This is a genomic window from Streptomyces sp. NPDC021020 (assembly GCF_044333285.1).
Classification (GTDB): Bacteria; Actinomycetota; Actinomycetes; order Streptomycetales; family Streptomycetaceae; genus Actinacidiphila.
In genome coordinates this window covers 64692-84899 of sequence record NZ_JBIRQQ010000003.1, presented here as the reverse complement: position 1 = coordinate 84899, position 20208 = coordinate 64692, and the positions used below count along the sequence as shown (strand labels likewise).

Genomic DNA, 20208 nt, shown 5'->3' with positions numbered 1-20208 from the left:
CCGCCGATTCTATGAGGGAGGGGCGTCGTGACCGCCGAGACGTCTCAGACACTGGACCGGGGCCTTAGGGTCCTGAAACTGCTCGCCGACACCGACCACGGACTGACCGTCACCGAACTGGCGTCCAAACTCGGCGTCAACCGGACGGTCGTCTACCGGCTGCTGGCCACCCTGGAACAGCATTCGCTGGTGCGCCGCGACCTCGGCGGCCGGGCCCGGGTGGGCCTCGGCGTGCTCGGTCTCGCCCACCAGGTGCACCCGCTGCTGCGCGAGGCGGCGCTGCCCGCGCTGCGCTCGCTGGCCGAGGACATCGGCGCGACCGCCCATCTCACCCTCGTCGACGGCAGCGAGGCGCTCGCCGTCGCCGTGGTCGAACCCACGTGGACCGACTACCACGTCGCCTACCGCACCGGCTTCCGGCACCCGCTGGACCGCGGCGCGGCCGGCCGGGCCATCCTCGCCGGGCGCGGCATGCAGCCCACCGCGGACGGCAGCCGCTGGGAGCGCTTCGCCGACAGCGTCGAGGCCGAGGGCGAGGGCGGCACCGCCGACGTGGAGGGCTCCGGCGCCACCGGTGACGAGCGCGGCACCCTGGTCCGTACCGGCACCGCCACCGTCGGCACGGGCCTGGCGACCGACCGGGTCCGCTACGTCCTCACCCACGGCGAGCTGGAGGCGGGCGCGTGCGGCGCGGCGGCCCCGCTGCTGGGGGTGCCGGGCGTGGAGGGCAGCGTCGGCGTCGTGATGCTCGCCGAGGCGGTGCCCGAGCGGGTGGGGCCGCGCGTGGTGGAGGCCGCGACGGAGGTCTCCGAGGCGCTGCGCTGAGGTCTGCCGCAGGAGCGGCGGGGGTTCGGCGGGGGCCGCGGATTCGGGGCGGGCGCCCGGGTGAAATAGGGTCGGGCGCATGCCTACGCTTTCCCGCCGGACCGTGATCCTCGCCGCGTGCTCGGCGGTCGTGGCCGCCCTGCTGGCCGTGGCCGCCCTCGCCCCGCTGCCGGTGGTCATCGCCGAGCCCGGGCTCACCGCCGACGTGCTCGGCAGCAACGCGGGCACCCCGGTCATCACGGTCAGCGGGGCCCCGGTGCGGCAGACCAGCGGGCAGCTGCGGATGGTCACGATCCAGGCGACCGGGCCGTCCGCCTCGGTGCACTTCGTGGACGTCGCCAAGGCGTGGTTCGCCGACGACCAGGCGGCGATGCCGCGCGAGGCGGTCTACCCCAGCGGCAACAGCACCGAGGAGATCGACAAGGCCAATCTCAAGGAGATGACCGAGTCGCAGCAGGACGCGACCGCCGCGGCCCTGGACCATCTGCACCTGTCGCCCTCCGCGGTGAAGGTCAACCTGCGGCTCGCGGACGTCGGCGGCCCCAGCGCCGGGCTGCTGTTCTCCCTCGGCATCATCGACAAGATCGCCGGCAACGGCCGCGGCGGCGACCTCACCGGCGGCCGCGTCATCGCCGGCACCGGCACGATCGACGCGCACGGCAAGGTCGGCGCGGTCGGCGGCGTGCCCCTCAAGGAGCAGGCCGCCCGGCGCGACGGCGCCACCGTCTTCCTCGTCCCGCGCGCGGAGTGCTCGGACGCCAAGGCCCGGCTGCCCAAGGGGATGCGGCTCATCCCCGTGGAGACGCTGGACGGCACGCTGTCCGCGCTGGACGCGCTCGCGGCGGGGAAGAAGACGCCCACCTGCTGAGGCGCCCGGTCAGACGGGCTCCGCGGACACCGCGACCGGCGCCGCCTCCGGGTGCGGGGCGTCCCAGCGGCGGAAGGCGGGCAGCACCAGCGGGCTCAGCGTCGTGAGCAGGTAGGCGGCGCTGACGGCGGCGAGCGTGCCGCGCAGCCCCGCGTACTGCACCAGATACCCGGCGGCGAGCCCGCCGAGCGGCATGGCCATCAAGGTCCCCGAGGCAACCGCGCCGAACACCCGGCTGCGCAGCCGCTCCGGGACGAGCCGCACCATCTCCGTACCGATGATCGGGTTGAGCACGCCCGCCGCGATCCCGCACGCCGCCGTGACGGCCACCAGCGGGGAGAGACCCGGCACGAACGCGGCGACCGCGGTGCGCGGGAAGCCCGCGATCAGGAAGGCCCCGATGAACAGCCCGCGCCGCGGCAGCCGGTGCCCGTAGGCGCCGTAGAGCAGCGATCCGACGAGCGCCGCGGCGCCCGCCGCCCCGGACACCAGCCCGATCGCGTACGCGCCGCCCAGGTGCTCGCGCGCGTCGACCGGCAGCAGCACCGCCGACCACGCCTGGTCCAGCGCGTTGGTGACCATCGCCATCACCACGATCGCGAACAGCAGCCGGGCGCGCACCAGATACGCGTACCCCTCGCGCAACTGCGCCCCGTAGCCCAGCTCCTCGGGCTCCGCGCCCTTGCCGCGCGGTCTGCCGTGCGCGCGGGCGCCGAAGCCGACCAGCAGCGCGGACGCCGCGAAGCTCACGGCGTCCACCAGCAGCACGTCCGCCGCGCCGATCACCGCGATGAGCAGCCCGGCGAGCGGCGCCCCGATCATCCGCGCCCCGCGGAAGGCCCCCTCGTACGCGCTCGTCGCCCGCGCCACGGTCGTGCCGGCCACCTCCGCGAGCCGTGGCACCAGCACCTCCCGGGCGGTCTCGCCCGGCGCGTGAAAGAGCCCGGCGACGGCGACGAGCGCGAGCAGCGTCCCGTACGACAGCGCGCCCGCCATGTGCAGCACCGGGATCGCCCCGACCGCGACCGCGCACACCGCGTCGGACACCACGCTGCTGACGGTCTGCCCGAGCCGGTCGATGAGCGGCCCGCCGAGCAGCGCCGCGACGGCCACCGGCAGCGTCGAGGCGAAGGCGACAAGCCCGGCGCGGGCCGGACTGCCGGTGGTCTGGAGCACGAACCACGGGACGGCGACGATCGTCAGCATGTTGCCGCAGACGGATATGACGTTGGCGACGACGAGCAGGACCAGCGGCCGCCGGTCGGCGGGTTCGATGGGCACGGTTCCCCCCTGGGACGTGGTGCGTCGGCGGGCCGGTCCGCCCGCCGGGTGGGCGGCGCGGACCGCGGTTGCGGTGCGGGGCCGGCCGGCGCGGTGGTGGGCGCGGGGCGGCCGGGTGCGGGCTAGTCCGTGTGGCGCGGGAAGGCGTGCAGGTGGACACGGATCCGGGCGGAGCCCTCGGCGTCCTCCGCGACCCTGCCGCGGTAGGAGTCGATGAGTTCGTGCAGCCGGTCGTCCAGCTCGCGGGCGAGCTCCGGGGTGAGCCGCAGGGTGAAGTCGCTGACGTCGAAGGCCTCCTGCCACCGCTCGGGCCACTCCCCCATGGTGCCGAGCCAGGTGCCCAGCTCCTCGGAATGCGCGGCGGCCTGGGCGTACAGCAGCGTGTTGATCGCCCCGCGCACCTCCGGATCCGGGTGCCGCATGAACTCCGTGACGCTGTCCACCCGGCTCCCCCGGTGCACCGCCCGCCACCACCGCTCCCGCCCCGTCCCCCGCCCGGGGTCGTCGACGACGAACCCGTACGCGGCGAGCTGCCGCAGGTGGTAGCTGGTCGCCCCGCTCGACTCCCCGAGCCGCCCGGCGAGCGCGGACGCGGTGGCGGGCCCGAACTCCCGCAGCGCCCCCAGCAGCCGCACCCGCAACGGATGCGCGAGCCCGCGCAGCGACCGCGGGTCGAGCGGGCGTATGTCGTCGGTCGGCGGCGCGTCGGCCACGGGATTCTCGGTCACAGGGGCCACGGTAGAGATGCAAAGATTCCTTTGCAACGGATTTTGCAAAGAAACCTTTGCACAGCTGCTGGTGCCGGACACCGGGGGCGCGGCGGTCACCCTTCGCCGTGCTCCGGCGGCGCCTCGGCGAGCTGGAAGCTGTGGGCTCCGGGATGGTCGGCGAACTCGCAGCACGGCTCGCGCGTGCCCGCGTCCGCCGCCGGGCAGGAGGCCGCGCTCGCCCTGACCCGCTCCCCCTCGGTGACGACCGGGCCCTGCTGGAGATGGACGCCGCCATGTGCTCAACGCCGACGGCGACCCGTCCGGGGCTGCCGACAAGGCCGTCGCCGTCCGGGAGCGGCTCCCCGCGGTCTACCGCGGCTACGCCTCCCGCGCCGCCTGCTCCACCAGGGGGATGATCCGCAGCGGCACCGGGTTCTCCAGGGCGATCGCCGTCGAGGCGCGGACGATGCCGTCGAAGCCGACGACGCGGTCGATCACGCGCTGGAGGTCGGCGTTCGAGCGGGCGACCAGGCGGCAGAGCATGTCGCCCTCGCCGGTGGTGGTGTGGAGCTCCAGGACCTCGGGGACGGAGGCGAGGTGGGCGCGGACGGCGGGGCCGAGGCCCTGGCGGATCTCCAGGGTCGCGAAGGCCGTGACCGGGTAGCCCAGCGCCGCCGGGTCGACCTGGGGGCCGAAGCCACGGACCACGCCGTGGGAGCGGAGGCGGTCCAGGCGGGCCTGGACGGTGCCGCGGGCCACGCCGAGGCGGCGGGAGGCCTCCAGGACGCCTATCCGCGGCTCCTGGTCCAGCAGCACGATCAGCCGCCCGTCCAGCGCGTCGATCCCCATCCCCGCCCACCGGCCTTCCGCGTGGTCATCCTGCACAGATTGACCCGTCGATCGTCGCTTCCGCTGGGCAGCTTGTCCATCGAAAACCGGAACTGTTGCGCACCCTGAAGGCCGGGGAGACGCTGTGGGCATGACTGAGACCAAGGACGAGACCACGGACGTCTTCCCCGTCAAGGGCATGGACGCGGTCGTCTTCGCGGTGGGCAACGCGAAGCAGGCCGCGCACTACTACTCCACCGCCTTCGGAATGCGCCGGGTGGCGTACTCCGGGCCCGAGAACGGCAGCCGCGAGACCGCCTCGTACGTCCTGGAGTCGGGCGGCGCGCGCTTCGTCCTCACCTCCGTCATCAAGCCCGCGACCGAGCGCGGCCGCTTCCTCGCCGAGCACGTCGCCGCCCACGGCGACGGCGTGATCGACCTCGCGATCGAGGTCCCCGACGCGCGCGCCGCCTACGCGTACGCCGTCGGGCACGGCGCCACCGGCCTCGCGGAGCCGTACGAGCTCAAGGACGACAACGGCACCGTGGTGCTCGCCGAGATCGCCACGTACGGACAGACCCGGCACACCCTCGTCGAGCGTACCGGCTACGACGGCCCCTACCTGCCCGGCTACGACGCCGCCGCCCCGCTCGTCGAGCCGCCCGCCCGGCGGTACTTCCAGGCCGTCGACCACTGCGTCGGCAACGTCGAACTCGGCCGCATGAACGAGTGGGTGCAGTTCTACAACCGCGTCATGGGCTTCACCAACATGAAGGAATTCGTCGGCGACGACATCGCCACCGAATACTCTGCCCTCATGTCGAAGGTCGTCGCCGACGGCACGCTCAAGGTGAAATTCCCGCTCAACGAGCCCGCGGCGGGCAAGAAGAAGTCCCAGATCGACGAATACCTCGAATTCTACGGCGGCCCCGGCGTCCAGCACATCGCGCTGGCCACCAACGACATCGTCGCGTCGGTCCGCGCCATGCGCGCCGCGGGCGTCGAATTCCTCGACACCCCCGACTCCTACTACGACACCCTCGGCGAATGGGTCGGCGACACCCGCGTCCCCCTCCACGAGCTGCGCGAGCTGAAGATCCTCGCCGACCGCGACGAGGACGGCTACCTGCTGCAGATCTTCACCAAGCCCGTCCAGGACCGCCCGACCGTCTTCTTCGAGATGATCGAGCGGCACGGCTCGATGGGCTTCGGCAAGGGCAACTTCAAGGCCCTCTTCGAGGCGATCGAGCGCGAGCAGGAGCGCCGCGGCAACCTCTGAGCCGCAGGACCGGTGGGGCCCACCGGTCTATGACGCTCGCGGCCGCAGCCGGCGGGAGATCGCGGCGGCCGCGAGCGCCAGGGCCGCGGCGGGCAGGAAGACGGCGGCGAACGCCGCGGGGTGCGAGGCCGCGCGGGTGGCGGCGGCATGGGCCGCGGGGGCCACCGAGCCGCCGCCGAGGGCCGCGAAGACGGAGCCCGCGGCGCCGACGAAGACCACGTTCGCGAGGGCGTCGCCGACCTGGAGCGCCGCGGAGTTCGTGCCGGTGTCCGCCGGGCGCGACACCCGGAGCATCAGCACCGTGAGCGTCGAGATCGTCATCCCCATGCCCATGCCGCCCGCGCACCACGCCACCGCCACCACCGCCGCCGGCACCGCGTGGTCCAGCGCGAGCGGCACCACCGCGATGGCGCCCGCGGTGAGCAGCATGCCCACCTGCACGAGCCGCTCGCGCACCGGCTCGAAGCGCGGCCGGGCCTGGAGGTACGAGCCGAGCGCCCACGTCAGGCCGCCGCCGGCGAGGGAGAGGCCGGCGAGCGTCGGGGACAGGCCGCGCTGCGTCACGAGCATGAGCGGGATGAACGTCTCCGCCGCCGCGAAGGTGCCGGACGCGAGCCCGCGCATGAGGACGACCGTGGGCAGCCCGCGGGCCGCCCGGAAGGTGCCGCGCGGCAGCAGCCGCAGGGCCGCGGGCACCATCAGGGCCGCCCCGGCGAGCGCGGGCAGCACCGACAGCAGCCGCAGGTCCTGGCCCGCGTACTGGAGCAGCACCGCGCCGCACGCGAGCAGCGCGGCGAGCCCGATCCGCCGCCCGTCCATCCGCGGCCGCACGGTGTCGCGCGGGCCCGCGTGCGCGGCCGTACGCCGCAGCGCCGGGAGCATCACGGCCAGCGGCAGCACCACCAGCGCCGGGATGGCCAGGAAGACCCAGCGCCAGCCCAGCTGCTCGGTCACCGTCCCGGACACCAGCGGCCCCACGATCGACGGCACGACCCAGGACGCCGAGAAGGACGCCATCACCGCGGGCCGCAGCCGCTCCGGATAGGCCAGGCCCACCACCACGTACAGCGCGACGATCACCAGCCCGCCGCCGAGCCCCTGCACCGCCCGCCCGAGCACGAACACGCCCATCGCGCTCGCTGTCCCGCTGATCACCAGCCCCGCCCCGAAGGCGGCGATCCCGGTCGCCAGCGGGGCGAGCGGGCCCCCGCGGTCGCACCACTGGCCGCTCACGACCATCGCGAACAGCGACGTCGTGAAGTAGCCGGAGAAGCCGAAGGCGTAGAGGCCGAGCCCGTGCAGGTCGCGGGCGGCGACGGGCATGGCCGTGCCGACGGCGGTGGCCTCGAAGGCCACGAGCAGCACGACGGACACGACCCCGAAGGTGAGGGCGCGGTAGTCGCGCCCGAGTATCCCGCCGCCGCCCGCGCCGGCCTCCCCGGCCCCCTCACCAGGTACGACACCCGGTGCGGCCTTGCTGTCCCCTGCAACGCTCATCGCCCCAGCGTAAGGGGCGTCCCCCCGTTTCACCCCTGCCATGCGACCGTACTCCGCTCCCCCTTCCGCCCTACGTCCCGCGCCCTACCGCCGCCCCGACCGTGAACCCCTGTGAACGCGTCATTGCGGTCGCATGGCACTCCCCCCGTTTCCGTTGACCCCCTCCCCCGCCGGCGGCGATGCTCGTAGCGCAGGAAGAACACCGCAGCACGAAGCAACGCACGGCCGTGTGCCCGAGTGGTTCAGGGACTCGATTGCAAATCGAGTGACACCGGTTCGAATCCGGTCACGGCCTCTCCTGCGCCGACGCGCCTCCGCGCGGCGCACTGTGGATGTTTAAGCGGAATCACCCCACCCATCCCTCCCGTCTCGCCTAACGTCGCTTCCGGCCCCTGCGATCGGCGCGGGCCTTGGGGGGAGTGACAGGTGAACGACTTCTCAGGGGTGGACCCCGACCGGGTGCGCTTACTCGCGGACCGGCTGAAGGCGCTGGCGGACACCCTGGAGCGCGAGGCGCCCGCCATCCGCAAGCATTTCGACGACTGGCACGGCACGATCAGCCAGTCCCTGCTCTTCCAGCAGGTCACGCAGATACGCAAGGACGCCGGCGACATGGCCAAGCGGGCCGACCTGGCACTGGAACTCGCGCACGGCACCCACATCGGCGACCCGCACAGCCCGACGTACGGTTTCGTCGACGTCCCCTGGGACGTCAACGAGATCGACGTCACGCGCGAGGCCCAGCAGGAGGCCCAGCTCCTGAAGGAAGCGATGGACGACCCCGACGACCCGGAGTCGCGGAAGACCATCGCCGAGGTCGCGCAGTCGATGGCCGACCACAAGGACGACCCCGCCTACATGCAGGCGTTCATGGCGAACGGCGGCCTGGACCAGGCGGCGCGCGCCGCCCGTGTCCTGCACGGGCAGGACGGCACCACTGCGGACGAACAGGTGCTCAGCAAGCAGTCCGAGGCGATACTCGCCCAGTTCGGGCAGGGCGTCCAGGGCGCGACCACCATGGCCCAGCAGGGCCGGATCACCGTACCGCCGGACTGGGAGAAGTCGCTCACCCAGCCCGCCGACGGCGACATGTGGTCGGTCGGCATGCTCTTCAAGTACGGCCCGCCCGGCGACAAGTGGGACGCCAAGGTCCTCTCCGACGTCGGCGGCGCGATGCTCGACTGGCGCAGCTCGCGGGACATGCGCCCCCATTACGCGGAGCCGACCTCGATGTGGTCGGGCGGCTACATCGACCCCGACCAGAACGCCTGGTACGTCTCCCTCGGCCTCAACTACGACGGCGGCAAGAACTCCGAGCAGAAGCGGATGAGCATCTCCGCGAACGACCCGTCGATCGCCCTGATGCAGCGCGTCAGCGAGAACGCCGACGCCTCCCGCGACCTGCTGACCGGCCCCAAGGGCCCCGACCACGCCAAGGTCCTGGTCAGCAACAAATGGCACACCCCGGGCCTCGACCAGCTCAACGACGCCAAATTCCCCGCCGCCGTCATCCGCGCCGCCACCCTCGACCGCACACACCACCCGCAGGACTCGGTCGAGGCGGCGGGCAACATCATCAACGCCGCCGGGAACGAGTACACGCTGGAGCAGAACCGCAAGCCGGAGGACCGGAAGAACTACCCGTCGGGAAACGCGGAGATCACGCACACGCTCTCCAGCGTCTTCCAGGCGTACGTGCCGGATTTCGCCGAATCCTGGAGAACGGACGCCCGGAAGGCCGGTCCGAACACACAGGACGGTTCACTGGCCGTCGGCGACGCCCAGACCCGGCTGTTCCTCAGCATGATCATGCAGAACCCGAAGGAATCGGCGAACCTGCTCCAGTCCGTGGACTCGCAAATCACCCTCGCCACCATGGGCGGCCTGGACACGGACACCTTGCAGGACCTCAACCACTACGCCGCGCTGCGGGGCGAGATCTTCGGCACGAACAGCGGCAACGCGATCCACGACGCCGAACTCCTGGACTCCGAGAATTCCAGCCGAGAAATGTGGTTCAACATCTTCTCCAGCGGCGTCGCCGCTTATCCCGGCGGTCCGGCCTGGGGACAGGCCGCGATCTGGGCGGGCCTGCCCTACGCGGACACGCTGTTCTCCACCGGCAACGCCGCTCAGGCGGAGAGCGAGTACGAGAAAGGGCTGTACGAGCAGAAGGACGCGATGCGTATACCAGTCATGCAGGGAATGCTGCGCTCGGGAAAGATCCAGCCACCTGCGGGCCGCCCGGAGTGGGGCAACGGCGACATCGTCATCAAGACCAAGGACGACGCAAAGGTGTTCAACGACTGGTGGGCCGCACTCACCGCAGGGAACCACAAGGACCGCGTTCCCGTTCTCGACAAGGCGGACGCCGGAATGATGGAGTATTTCAACGAGGGCAGCGGAAGGGTCAAGTCCCCCTTCCTGAGAGGTACATCACCGTAACCCATTCACCAACTCGTCGGCGACGCACGGCGTGGAAGAAAAGGCGGGACATGCGGTACCGAATGAGCCAGAGACGTTCCGCGACGGCGCTGCTGGTCCTTGCCGTCCTGGCCGGCGGCGCCGCGTGCGGGGGCGGGGACGGGTGGAAGCCGCCCGCCAAGGGGCAGGCGACCGTGCTCTTCCGCAACGCGGGCAACGGCCTGGACCCCAGCCACGACATCAGCCCGCTCGGCGCGCTGTATCTCGCCGACGACGGCACCCTGGCCGTCTACGACGGCTTCATCTACACCGTCTCACCCGGGCGCGAGGTCACCAAGTGGTGGCAACCGGACGTCGCGCGGGACGGTGCCGGCGGGCTGGTCGCGCTGCCGGACCACAGCGTCGCCGTAGGCGCCTACGGCCGCGTGTACCGCCGGGACGCCAAGGGCCGGACGACGCTGCTGGCCGGGGTGGTACGCAAAGGCGCGACCCGCCACCAGCCCGTACCGGCGAGCGCCGACGCGGCCACTTACCACTTCTACGGCGTCGCCGCCCCCTTCGGCAGACGCCCCGACGGCACCCTTCTCATCTCCGACGCCGAAGCCGTATGGGCCCTCAAGGACGGCACCCTCACCCGGCTGTACGTCTACCCCCACGACGGCACGGACAAGCCGGGCCGCCTCCCCGCCGACTACGCCATCACGTCCAACACCGTGGACGGCGCTGGGAACGCATACGTCGGCACCGGCAACGACGACGGCGGCGTCGGCGGCCCCACGCTCGACGAGATACGAGTCGTGCACCCGGACGGCACCTCCGCCCCCCTCGCCGTCCCCGCCCGGGCTCCCGGCATCGCGCCGCCGCTCAGCGGCCTCAAGGCCCTGTCCATGGCCGGCGGCGACGGCGAGAGCGTCTACGTCAACACCAGGCATGACAACGACCAGTACCTGCTCCGCATCAGCGGCGGCGGCGTCACGGTGCTCGCCCACCACCTCGTCGCCGACGACAGCGAGATCGACTGCAAGAACCACCAGCCCATGCAGGCCAGGGAAATCCCCTGCGCCCTCCCCGAAACGATCACCTACCGCAATGGCAGGCTCGTCATGGGCGGGCACGTGCACTACTTCCTCGAACTCGCCGTCTGACTGCACGGCCACCGGAAAGGACATCCCATGGGCGCCCCCGACGCGGACCGGCTCGACACCGCCTGCCGCCACGACATGCAGCTCATCACGACCTCCGTCGGCAAGATCCAGGGAGCCATCGGCGACGTGATCCCCCTCATGGGACCGGACACCTGGTCCGGTACCCCCGCCCAGGACTGGGAGACCGACTACCGCGGCCGCACGGCCCAACTCCTGCGCCTCTTCACCACCTACCAGCCCGAACAGGACCGGCTCATCGAGAAGGCCCGGCAGGACCAGGACGCGAAGGACAGCAAGCGCACCGGAACCTGAGGGGGCAACAAATGAGCCGCACACCCGCCTTCCGACAGGTGGCAGCCCTCGCCGCAGGCCTCGCCTTGGTCGCCCTCACCGCGTGCGGCGGAGGAGACGGGTGGAAGCCGCCCGCGAAGGGGCAGGCGTCCGTGCTCTTCCGCGACGCCGGGAACGGGCTGGACGCCAAACGCATCGGGGGTCCGCTGAACGCGTTCTCGATCGCCGCAGACGGCACCCTGGCGGTGTACGACGGCGCCTACGTCTACACCTTCTCGCCCGACCGCAAAGCCGCCACGCTGTGGAAAATCGACCTCGCGAAGTACGGCGGCGGAGGACTCGTAGCGCTGCCCGACCACACCTTCGCCGTCGGCGCCTGGGGCTGCGTCTACCTCCGCGATGCCAAGGGGCGGATGACGCTCCTCGCCGGAGTGGTGAAACCCGGAGGCACCAGGCACCGCCCCGTACCGCAGACCGCCGACGCGGCCACTTACCACTTCTACGGCGTCGCCACCCCCTTCGGCAGACGCCCCGACGGCACCCTCCTCGTCTCCGACGAGGAAGCCGTATGGGCCCTCAAGGACGGCACGCTGACCCGCCTCTACCTCTACCCCGACAACGGCGGCCACGAGGGCGACGACGGTCCCACCGAGTACGTGATCACCTCGAATGCCCTGGACGGCGCCGGGAACGCCTACGTCGGCCCGAACAACAACGACGGTGACGGACACGGCAGAGATCTCGACCGCATACGCATCGTGCGTCCCGACGCCACCTCCGCACCCCTCGCCCTCCCCGCCAAGATCCCCGGCATCCCGTACGCGAACAGCGATCTCACGGTCGTCTCGATGGCCGGCGGCGACGGCGAGAGCGTCTACGTCAACACCACCGCCGAAAGGAAGGACGAGTACCTGCTCCGCATCAGCCGGGGCAGCGTCACCGTCCTCGCCCACCACCGCGTCACTGACGGCAAGCGCTTCCACACGGACTGCACCGCACACCAGCCCATGCAGGCCCGCGAGATCCCCTGCGCCCTGCCGGAGACGATCGCCTACCGCAACGGCAAGCTGGTCATGGGCGGATACCAGCACTACTTCCTCGAACTCGCCGTCTGACCCCCGGCCGGATTGGCCCACGATTTCCGGGGCCGAGTGGTCCAGTGCCGCGGGCCGCGCAGGCCGTAACGTCGGGCGTATGACGACGCACCAGACGAACGCCGCGCAGACCGCCGACGCCACCGGGCCCGCCGCCGTGCTGCGGGGGCTGCACCACGGGCGGGCGCAGGGGGATCCGCTGGTCCTGCCCGGGCCGTGGGACGCGGCCTCCGCCCGGGTCTTCGCCGACGCGGGCTTTCCGGCGCTGGCCACGCCGAGCGCCGGGATCGCGGCGTCGCTGGGGTACCCGGACGGGCAGGGCACCCCGGCGGCGGAGATGTTCGCGGCGGTCCGGCGGATCACCCGGGCGGTGGACGTGCCGGTGAGCGCCGACATCGAGGCGGGGTACGGGCTCGGGCCCGAGGAGCTGGTGGAACGGCTGCTGGAGGCGGGCGCCGCCGGGTGCAACCTGGAGGACAGCGACCCGGCGACGGGCACGCTGGTGGACGCCGGGGAGCAGGCCGAGCGCCTCGCCGCGGTGGTCGCGGCGGCGGGCGGCGCGCTCGTCGTCAACGCGCGCGTCGACACGTACCTGCGCGGCGAGCGCACCCCGCAGGCCGCGATCGAGCGCGCCCGGCGGTACGCCGCCGCGGGCGCCGACTGCGTCTACCCGATCATGGCCCCCGCCACCCACCTCGGGCCGATCGCCGAGGCGGTGGGCGTCCCCGTCAACGCGCTGTGCAAGCCGGGCACCCCCTCCCCCCGGGAGCTGGGCGCGCTGGGCGCCTCCCGGGTGACCTTCGGCGGCGGTCTCCAGGCCCAGGCGCTGGAGGCGGTACGGGAGATGGCCGCGGGCCTGGTGGGCTGACCGCCGCCCCGGGGAGCGGGCCGTCAGTGCACGACGGCCTGGCTCTCCCGCACCACCACGGTCGTCGGCGCCTGCGACTCCCCGTCGGGCAGCGGCGGATTCGCCGCGGGCCCGTCCGCGTTCGCGGACGGCGTCCAGTGCACCTTCCACACCACGGACGTGGTCAGGGTGTAGCCGCTGCCCGGGGAGGCCTTGCGGTAGGTGATGTTGCACGCCGCGTCGTGGCTGTCGAGCTTGTACCCGCCGCCCGCGGGGGCCAGCTTGTACGTGCAGCCGGCCGGTTCCGCGTCCCCGGTCGTCTCCACCCGCAGCTCGGACGGCACGGCGACGACCGTCGAGGCGACATGGATGCCGAGCGCCGCGTTGTCGAGGCTCGCCGTCACCGTCACCCGGTCCAGCGGCTCCGTGAACGCCACCTCCGTGGGCAAATTGACCAGCTGGTTCTTCGCCGTGGGCCGCACCGTCACCGCCGGGGGCGGCAGCACGGTGTTCGCGTACGCCAGCCCCGCGAGCGTCTGGGGATCGACGGGCGACACCTCGGGCGGCGGCGGCTTGTCGGGCGTGAACCAGGCGTAGGGGTCCAGGCTGGCGCACTTGTCGGCCTGGCTGAGGTCGGGGATCTTCAGCTCCCACCAGGCGCCCTTGTCGCCCTTGTGGAAGTCGTCCGCCCCGTAGTCCCTGGCCATGCCCGCGTAGGCGTTCTCCGACGACACGTAGTGGCTGTTGAGGTAGTTCTCGAACTCCTCGGGCGAGTAGGCAGGTTCGTACCAGCACGCCGGGGGCCGCCATGTGGCGCCCTTCGGCGGTGCCATGTGCGCGCCCGAGCCTCCGTAGCTGTGCGTGTAGTGGACCTCGGACTCGATCACGTTCGACGGAGGGGAGTCGGCGGGCGGGGTGACCGGCTCGGGGAAGACGTTGTCGGCCTGGCTGGGCGCGGCAAGGCCCCAGCTGAGGGCGACCGCGGCCGCCAGTACGGGCGGAAGGCGGCGCGCGGACCTCAGGAGACCCGGCACGAGGCGGCCCCCCGCTGCGACTTGTAGTCGGCCATCTGCCAGGTGCCGTCGGCCGCCTTGCGCATGAAGGCCGTGTGCGACACGAAGCTGTTCAGACTCGGCGTGGTCTTGTCGATGCGCCCGGTGTCCGTGTGCTTGTTGTAGGAGTACCGCTGGTCCTCGCAGAACGTCACCCCCGCGGTCTTCGCGTCGACGCTGGTCACCTTGCGGTTGTAGAAGTGCAGGTCGCCGGTCGCCGTGAGGTGCTGCTTCTTCCCCGCCGAGATGCTCTCGCTCCAGATCTCCAGCGCGGTTCCGGTCAGGTACTTCTGGAGCAGCGGCTCGTCGGGGTCGTCCTTGCCGAGGGCGACGTACACGGAGTTCAGCCCGTACCCCTGGTCCCGCAGGACCGCGTCCTTGACCGCGTCCCCCGTCGTGTCCGCGTCCACGACGACCTTGACGTCCGGCGGGAAGTCGAACGTGGGCCCGGCCGGCGCGGAGGTCGTCGGCGCGGCCGTCGTCGTGGACGCGCTCGGCGCCGGGGCCGACGTGCCGGAGTCCTCCGCGCCGATCTTCTTGTCGTCGCCGCCCCCGCCGCAGGCGGTGAGCAGGAGGGTGGCCGCGGCCAGGGCGCAGGTCGCGGTGGTGAGGGACGTTCGGCGTCGCATCGTGTTGCCCTGTCTCCCGGGTGGACTGCGTGTGCTCGGGTCGGCGGGAGAATCGGGCTCGGCCGTCACCACGGCAGCATCAAGGGCACCACGGTCTCCGCAGCCCCCGTGCGGCACCGCCGGTCACCGGCAGCCACACCTGCATCCCCCTGGGCCTTACGCTATCGGGCCGTCAGGTGCCACGTCCATGAAACACGGGTGGCGGATGTGTTTACGCCGTGGTCGGGGGCTTGACGATGGCCGCCTGCGGGCGGATCGGCAGGCGGGAGACGGGGCGGCCCGTCGCCGCACGGACGGCGGCGGCGACCGCGGCGGGCGCGGTCACGACGGGCACCGCGCTGACCGCCTTCGCGCCGAAGGGCGCGACGACGTCCCGCTCCTCCACGAGCTTGACGATGCGCACGTCGGGGGCGTCGAGGGCGGTCGGCAGGGCGTAGCCGGTGAGCGAGGGGCGCTTGACGACCCCACGGGGCGCGCGCAGATCCTCCATGAGGGCCAGGCCCATGCCCTGCGTGACGCCCGCCTCGATACGGGCGGCGAGCTGGCGCGGGTTGAGGATCCGGCCGACGTCCTGGGCGACGGCGAACTCCACGACGCGCACCGCGCCCAGCTCGATGTCGACGTCGACGACCGCGCGGATCGCGCAGAAGGTGAGGCCGACGAAGGCGTCGCCCTGGCCGTTGTCGTCGAGCCGGTCGGTGGGGTGCGGGCGGCACTGCGCGGTGGCCCACAGCTCCTTGCCGTCGAGCGTCTCGGCGACGGTCGTGGAGAGCACGCCGTCGTACGAGGTGATCTTGCCGTCGGCGATGGTGAGCAGCTCCACCGACATGCCGAACTTCGCGGCGAGCGGCTGGAGGAGCTGGGTGCGGACCATCTTCGCGGCGCGCTCCACGGCCCCGCCGGAGACCCAGGTGTGGCGGCCGCGGGCGGCGGGCCCGGCGGGCGGCTGGTCGGTGTCGGCGGGCAGCACGCGCACGTCGTCGACGCCGAGCACCTCCTGCACGATCTGCCGGGCGAGCGTGGCGAAGCCCTGCCCGGTGTCGACGGCGGCGCAGATGACGGTGGCGCGGCCGTCGTGCACGCGCACGGTCGCGGTGGACACCTCGTCGGTGCCCTCGGCGCCGAGGACGTGGACCATGCCGAGCGCGTAGCCGACACCGCGGCGCACCGCGCCGGGTTCGCCCGCGCCCGCGGTGCCGCCGGGCAGCAGCCACTGCGACTCGTCGTCGCCGTCGGGCAGCGGCGGCAGGTCGGCGTCGCGGACGGCCTTGAGCAGGTCGCCGACGGGTGCGGGGAAGGTGACGGTCTGGCCGGTGGGCAGCAGGTCGCCGGTGGCCAGGACGTTGCGCATGCGGATCTCGGCGGGCTCCAGGCCGAGTTTCGCGGCGAGCTTGTCCATCTGGCCCTCGTAGGCCGTGCAGACCTGGAGCGCGCCCTCGCCCCGGACGTGCCCGGAGGGCGGGTTGTTGGTGCGCACCGCCCAGCCCTCGACGAAGACGTGCGGGACGACGTAGGGCCCGGCGGCGAAGGCGACGGCGGCGGCGAGCGCGTCCGAGGACGCGTCGGCGTAGGCCCCTGCGTCCAGCAGGATCTGCGCCTCGACCTTGACCAGGCGGCCCTCGGAGTCGGCGTGGTGGCGGTAGCGCAGCAGCGTGGGGTGCCGGTGGGCGTGGCCGAGGAAGGACTCCTCGCGGGTCGCGACGAATTTGACCGGGCAGCCGGTCCTCAGCGCCAGCAGGCCCAGCGGCAGTTGGACGCCCGAATCCTCGCGGTCGCCCATCGCGCCGGGCACACCGGTGACGACGACCTTGACGTGGTCGGCCTCCAGGCCGAAGCAGGCGGCGGCGATGTCGCGGTCGGCGTGCGGGTCGGTGGAGGCGACGTACAGCTCCACGCCGCCGTCCGGGCGCGGCACGGCGAGGCCCGCCTCGGCGCCGATCGGCGCGGGGTCCTGGCGGCCGACCCGGTAGAGGCCCTCGACGATGACCTCGCCGACGGCCTCCGGGTCGCCGAAGCGCAGCGGGATGTGCCGGATCAGGTTGCCGTCGGGGTGCAGCGGTTCGGCGGCGAAGGCCTTCTCCGGGTCGGTGACCGGCTCCAGCACCTCGTACTCGACGAGGATCGCGGCGGCGGCGAGCCGCGCGGTGTCGGGGTGGTCGGCGGCGACGGCGGCGATCGGCTCGCCGTGGTGCCGGACCATGTCGGTGGCGAAGACGGGCCGGTCGGCGACCCGGCGGCCGTGCATCGCGTCGCCGGGCACGTCCTCGTGCGTGAGGACGGCGCGCACGCCGGGCATCGCGGCGGCCTCGGCGGTGTCGATGCGCACGATCCGCGCGTGCGGGTGCGGCGAGCGCAGCACCGCGGCCCACAGCAGCCCCTCGGCCCACAGGTCGGCGGCGTAGGGGTAGGTGCCCTGCGTCTTGGCCGCCGCGTCGGTGGAGGGCAGCGAGGTGCCGATGCCGTGCGGGCTGCCGCCCGCGGGCGCCACCACCGCCTCCGCGGCCGGGCCCGACCCGTCGATGACGCTCATCGCGCGCCTCCCGTCGTGTGCGGTGCCGTACGCGGCCGTACGGGTGAGGGCTCGGCGTTCGCGGCGGGGAGGCGGCGCGCGGTCATACGGCGGTCTCCGGGGATGCGGGTCCGGACTGGGCGGGGATACGGGCTGTGGGCGGGGATTCGTCGGTCTCCTGGGCGGCACGCGCGTCCCGGCCGTCGCGGGTGGCGACGACCTGGCGTACGGCGTCCACCACGCCGCGGTAGCCGGAGCACCGGCACAGGTTGCCGGAGAGGGCGTGCCGGGTCTCCAGGTCGTTGGGGCGGTGGTTGCCCTCCAGCAGGTCGTGCATCGTCATGGCCATGCCGGGGATGCAGAAGCCGCACTGGACGGCGCCGCAGTCGGCGAGGGCCTGCTGGATGTCGCAGGGGCGGCCGTCGGTGGACAGGCCCTCCACGGTGCGTACTTCGGAGCCCGCGGCGGTCGCGGCGGGCACCAGGCAGGACGCCACGAGCCGCCCGTCGACCTTCACCGAGCAGGCACCGCACTCGCCCTGCTCGCAGCCGTCCTTGGCGCCCGCCAGGCCCAGCCGCTCGCGCAGCACGTACAGCAGCGACTCGCCGAGCCACGCGTCGGTGACGGGGCGCTCGGCGCCGTTGACCCGCAGCACGTAGGAGGCGACCGGGTGCTCGCTGCGGGTCGGCTCGGGGGCCTCCTCCGCGGGCTCCGGCGCGGCGTCGGGCTCGTCCGCCGTGTCGTCCGCCGTGTCGTCGGCGGGCAGCGGTACGGGCCCGGGCTCGCCGTCCTCCTGCTCCGACACGGCCTCGGCCTCCGGCAGCGGCTGCGGCGCGGCCCCGGCGACGTACTCGCGCCCGCCCGCCTCCCCGCCCTCGGCTCCGCCGTCGCCGTCCTCCGGCGCGTAGGACGCGGACTCCCCCCGCGGGTATCCGGACGCGTCCTCCGGCGCGGTCGGCGGCTCCTGCGCGGGGTAGCCGACACCGCTCTCCGGCGCGGCACCTGCGGGCTCCTGCGCCGGGTAACCGGCAAGCCCCTCCGGCGCGGTCGGCGGCTCCTGCGCCGGGTAGCCGGCAAGCCCCCGCGGCACGGCGCCGGTGTCCTCGTCCCGCGCGTAGCCGGCGGGGCCCCCGGGCGGAAAACCGGCGGGCTCCTCCGCCCCGTACCCGGCAGCCTCTTCCGCCCCGTACCCGGCGCCGTCCTCCGGCGTGTGCCCCTGGTCCGGCTCCTCCGGCGCGTACGGTGCGGCGTAATCCGCCGGGTAGCCCGGCTCCGCGGCGGCCTCGGCCCCGGTCGGCGCGTCCTGCGCCTCGTCGGGCGCCGGGGGCCACGCGGATTCGGCGGGCGGCTGCCAGGGCGCGGAGCCCGGCGCGCCGAAGGCGGACCACCCGGTGTCCGCGGCCCCGCCCTGCTCGGCCGGCGGCGCGGCCCAGCCGGCGGTCTCCCCGGCGGCGGCCTCGGCCTCCGCGCGGGCCTGCGCCTGCGCGGCCTGCGCGGCGGCGGCGCCCTGCCCGAACATCCCGGCGGGGAAGGACTGCGTGGTGGGCGCGGCGGGCGAGGGCGCCTGGTCCCAGGGCGAGGCGAAGGCGCCCACGGAGTATTCGCCGGAGTCGCCCTCGGGCTCGTCCCGTATCACCGGGATCGTCCAGCTGGTGGCCGGGTCCTGCTCGCCCACGGGGCCGTGCGCGCTCAGCGGGTCCTCGCCCGGGCGCGGCTGGGGCGGCAGTTGCGCGGCGAAGGAGACGTGCATGGTCTGGTCGGGGTCGTAGTCCCCGCCGCCCGGAACGGGCTGCCAGGCCCCGGAGTTGCCGGCGCCGCCCGGCGTCTGCGGCTGGTCGGTCATGCCAGGGCCCTCCCGAGCGCTCGGCGGGACAGTGCGGCCACGGTACGGCGCAGCTGGACGGCCGCCGGCGGCAGGTCCACGTCCGGCTGGTCGGGGATGCACGCGGCGGCCACGTACTCCCCGAAGGCGGTGCAGGCCTCGGGCGCGAGGCTGCGCTCACCGTCCCAGTCGATGAGCCCGGCGACCCACTGCTCGGCCTCCAGCGGGCGCAGCGGCACCTGCGCGACGGCGCCGACCGCGCAGCGCACCTGGCGTCTGGCCGGGTCGACGACGAGCGCCACCGACGCGACGGCCCGGCCGGGGCCGGTGCGGCCTGTGGCCTTCAGGAAGGTCTGCGGGGCGTGCAGCAGCGGGATGCGCACGAAGGCGACCAACTCGCCGGGGCGCAGCGGGTCCATGCCGGTCAGCAGGTGGCTGACCGGGATCTCCCGGTCCGACTCCGGCCCGGCCAGGACGACGCTCGCCTCCAGCGCCGCCAGCACCGGCAGCGCGTCGCCGGTCGGCGCGGCCGAGACGATGTTGCCGCCGAGCGTGCCCGCGTTGCGGATCTGCGGCGGTCCCGCGGAGCGCGCGGCGGCGGCGAGCGCGGGGATGAGCGCGGCGAAGTCGGGGCGGCCCATGCGCGCGTGGGTCAGGCCCGCGCCCAGGAGCGCGGCCCCGTCGGCGTACTGCCAGCCGCGGATCTCGGCGATCCGGCCCAGGCCCACGAGTGCCGCCGGGCGCAGCAGCCCGGAATTCACCGCCGCCATCAGGTCGGTGCCGCCCGCGACCGGCACGGCGGTGGGCATGGCGGCGAGCGCCGCCACCGCCTCGTCGAGTGAGGACGGCAGCGAGACGATCTCCGCCGTCTGCTGTGCATACGCGCTCACGCAGCTGCCCCTTCCCGGCCTTCCTCGGTCACGCGGTAGCCGTACCGTACGTGCTGACAGCCCGGACGTGGCAACTCTGGCACATCTTCCCCAGGGGCCGTCGCGCAGGTCCACGACGTACCGATCCGTCCGCCACGCCGGTGATCGTACGTCTCCCGGGGAAATCGGCACAGTGCCATGTTTGGCGTCCTTCGCGGTGTTGCGCCGGATTACGCGT

At 73.5% G+C, this 20208-nt stretch carries 17 protein-coding genes and 1 tRNA gene; 9 read left to right on the top strand and 9 right to left on the bottom strand.

What is annotated here, in order from left to right; all coding sequences use genetic code 11:
• The first annotated feature begins 27 nt into the window (after positions 1-27).
• Entirely contained in the window at positions 28-825 is a 798-nt protein-coding gene (locus tag ACH4SL_RS08810) for an IclR family transcriptional regulator (protein WP_398442798.1), read from the top strand.
• Positions 826-904: 79 nt separating this feature from the next.
• Positions 905-1693 (top strand): S16 family serine protease, encoded by a 789-nt coding sequence (locus ACH4SL_RS08805; protein ID WP_398442796.1) that lies wholly within the window; start codon positions 905-907, stop codon positions 1691-1693.
• Between the two features lie 9 nt (positions 1694-1702).
• Here the strand turns inward: ACH4SL_RS08805 and ACH4SL_RS08800 are convergent, their stop codons facing one another.
• The 3 genes from ACH4SL_RS08800 to ACH4SL_RS08790 all read right to left on the bottom strand — a co-directional run bounded on the left by ACH4SL_RS08800 (position 1703) and on the right by ACH4SL_RS08790 (position 4533).
• Positions 1703-2974, bottom strand: coding sequence for an MFS transporter (locus ACH4SL_RS08800; RefSeq protein ID WP_398442794.1), 1272 nt, complete (start codon positions 2972-2974; stop codon positions 1703-1705).
• A gap of 122 nt (positions 2975-3096) precedes the next feature.
• Entirely contained in the window at positions 3097-3702 is a 606-nt protein-coding gene (locus ACH4SL_RS08795; RefSeq protein ID WP_398442792.1) for an ArsR/SmtB family transcription factor, read from the bottom strand.
• Between the two features lie 360 nt (positions 3703-4062).
• Positions 4063-4533, bottom strand: coding sequence for an Lrp/AsnC family transcriptional regulator (locus tag ACH4SL_RS08790; protein WP_398442790.1), 471 nt, complete (start codon positions 4531-4533; stop codon positions 4063-4065).
• A gap of 130 nt (positions 4534-4663) precedes the next feature.
• On the opposite strand from ACH4SL_RS08790, the gene hppD reads away from it, so the two are divergent.
• Positions 4664-5791 (top strand): 4-hydroxyphenylpyruvate dioxygenase, encoded by a 1128-nt coding sequence (gene hppD / locus ACH4SL_RS08785; protein WP_398442788.1) that lies wholly within the window; start codon positions 4664-4666, stop codon positions 5789-5791.
• A gap of 27 nt (positions 5792-5818) precedes the next feature.
• Here the strand turns inward: hppD and ACH4SL_RS08780 are convergent, their stop codons facing one another.
• Positions 5819-7288 (bottom strand): MFS transporter, encoded by a 1470-nt coding sequence (locus tag ACH4SL_RS08780; RefSeq protein ID WP_398442786.1) that lies wholly within the window; start codon positions 7286-7288, stop codon positions 5819-5821.
• Between the two features lie 223 nt (positions 7289-7511).
• On the opposite strand from ACH4SL_RS08780, the gene ACH4SL_RS08775 reads away from it, so the two are divergent.
• The 6 genes from ACH4SL_RS08775 to ACH4SL_RS08750 all read left to right on the top strand — a co-directional run bounded on the left by ACH4SL_RS08775 (position 7512) and on the right by ACH4SL_RS08750 (position 13110).
• A tRNA-Cys gene (locus tag ACH4SL_RS08775) sits at positions 7512-7583 on the top strand.
• A 131-nt stretch (positions 7584-7714) separates the two neighbouring features.
• Positions 7715-9733, top strand: a complete 2019-nt coding sequence (locus tag ACH4SL_RS08770; RefSeq protein ID WP_398442784.1) for a hypothetical protein — start codon at positions 7715-7717, stop codon at positions 9731-9733.
• 62 nt (positions 9734-9795) lie between these two features.
• Positions 9796-10857, top strand: a complete 1062-nt coding sequence (locus tag ACH4SL_RS08765) for a hypothetical protein (RefSeq protein ID WP_398442782.1) — start codon at positions 9796-9798, stop codon at positions 10855-10857.
• 27 nt (positions 10858-10884) lie between these two features.
• A complete protein-coding gene (locus tag ACH4SL_RS08760; protein WP_398442780.1) occupies positions 10885-11169 on the top strand; it encodes a hypothetical protein in 285 nt (94 codons plus the stop codon).
• Between the two features lie 11 nt (positions 11170-11180).
• A complete protein-coding gene (locus ACH4SL_RS08755; RefSeq protein WP_398442778.1) occupies positions 11181-12263 on the top strand; it encodes a hypothetical protein in 1083 nt (360 codons plus the stop codon).
• 79 nt (positions 12264-12342) lie between these two features.
• Positions 12343-13110, top strand: a complete 768-nt coding sequence (locus ACH4SL_RS08750; RefSeq protein ID WP_398442775.1) for an isocitrate lyase/phosphoenolpyruvate mutase family protein — start codon at positions 12343-12345, stop codon at positions 13108-13110.
• 23 nt (positions 13111-13133) lie between these two features.
• Here the strand turns inward: ACH4SL_RS08750 and ACH4SL_RS08745 are convergent, their stop codons facing one another.
• The 5 genes from ACH4SL_RS08745 to ACH4SL_RS08725 form a co-directional block, all read right to left on the bottom strand.
• Positions 13134-14123, bottom strand: coding sequence for a hypothetical protein (locus ACH4SL_RS08745; RefSeq protein WP_398442773.1), 990 nt, complete (start codon positions 14121-14123; stop codon positions 13134-13136).
• Complete coding sequence (locus ACH4SL_RS08740; RefSeq protein WP_398442771.1) at positions 14108-14770, bottom strand: hypothetical protein; 663 nt, start codon at positions 14768-14770, stop codon at positions 14108-14110. The genes ACH4SL_RS08745 and ACH4SL_RS08740 overlap by 16 nt, the downstream gene beginning before the upstream one ends.
• A gap of 211 nt (positions 14771-14981) precedes the next feature.
• Complete coding sequence (locus tag ACH4SL_RS08735) at positions 14982-17300, bottom strand: xanthine dehydrogenase family protein molybdopterin-binding subunit (RefSeq protein WP_398442769.1); 2319 nt, start codon at positions 17298-17300, stop codon at positions 14982-14984.
• Positions 17301-17382: 82 nt separating this feature from the next.
• Complete coding sequence (locus ACH4SL_RS08730; protein ID WP_398442767.1) at positions 17383-19122, bottom strand: 2Fe-2S iron-sulfur cluster-binding protein; 1740 nt, start codon at positions 19120-19122, stop codon at positions 17383-17385.
• On the bottom strand, positions 19119-19991 hold the full coding sequence (locus ACH4SL_RS08725) for an FAD binding domain-containing protein (RefSeq protein ID WP_398442764.1): 873 nt from the start codon (positions 19989-19991) through the stop codon (positions 19119-19121). The genes ACH4SL_RS08730 and ACH4SL_RS08725 overlap by 4 nt, the downstream gene beginning before the upstream one ends.
• Positions 19992-20208 lie beyond the last annotated feature (217 nt).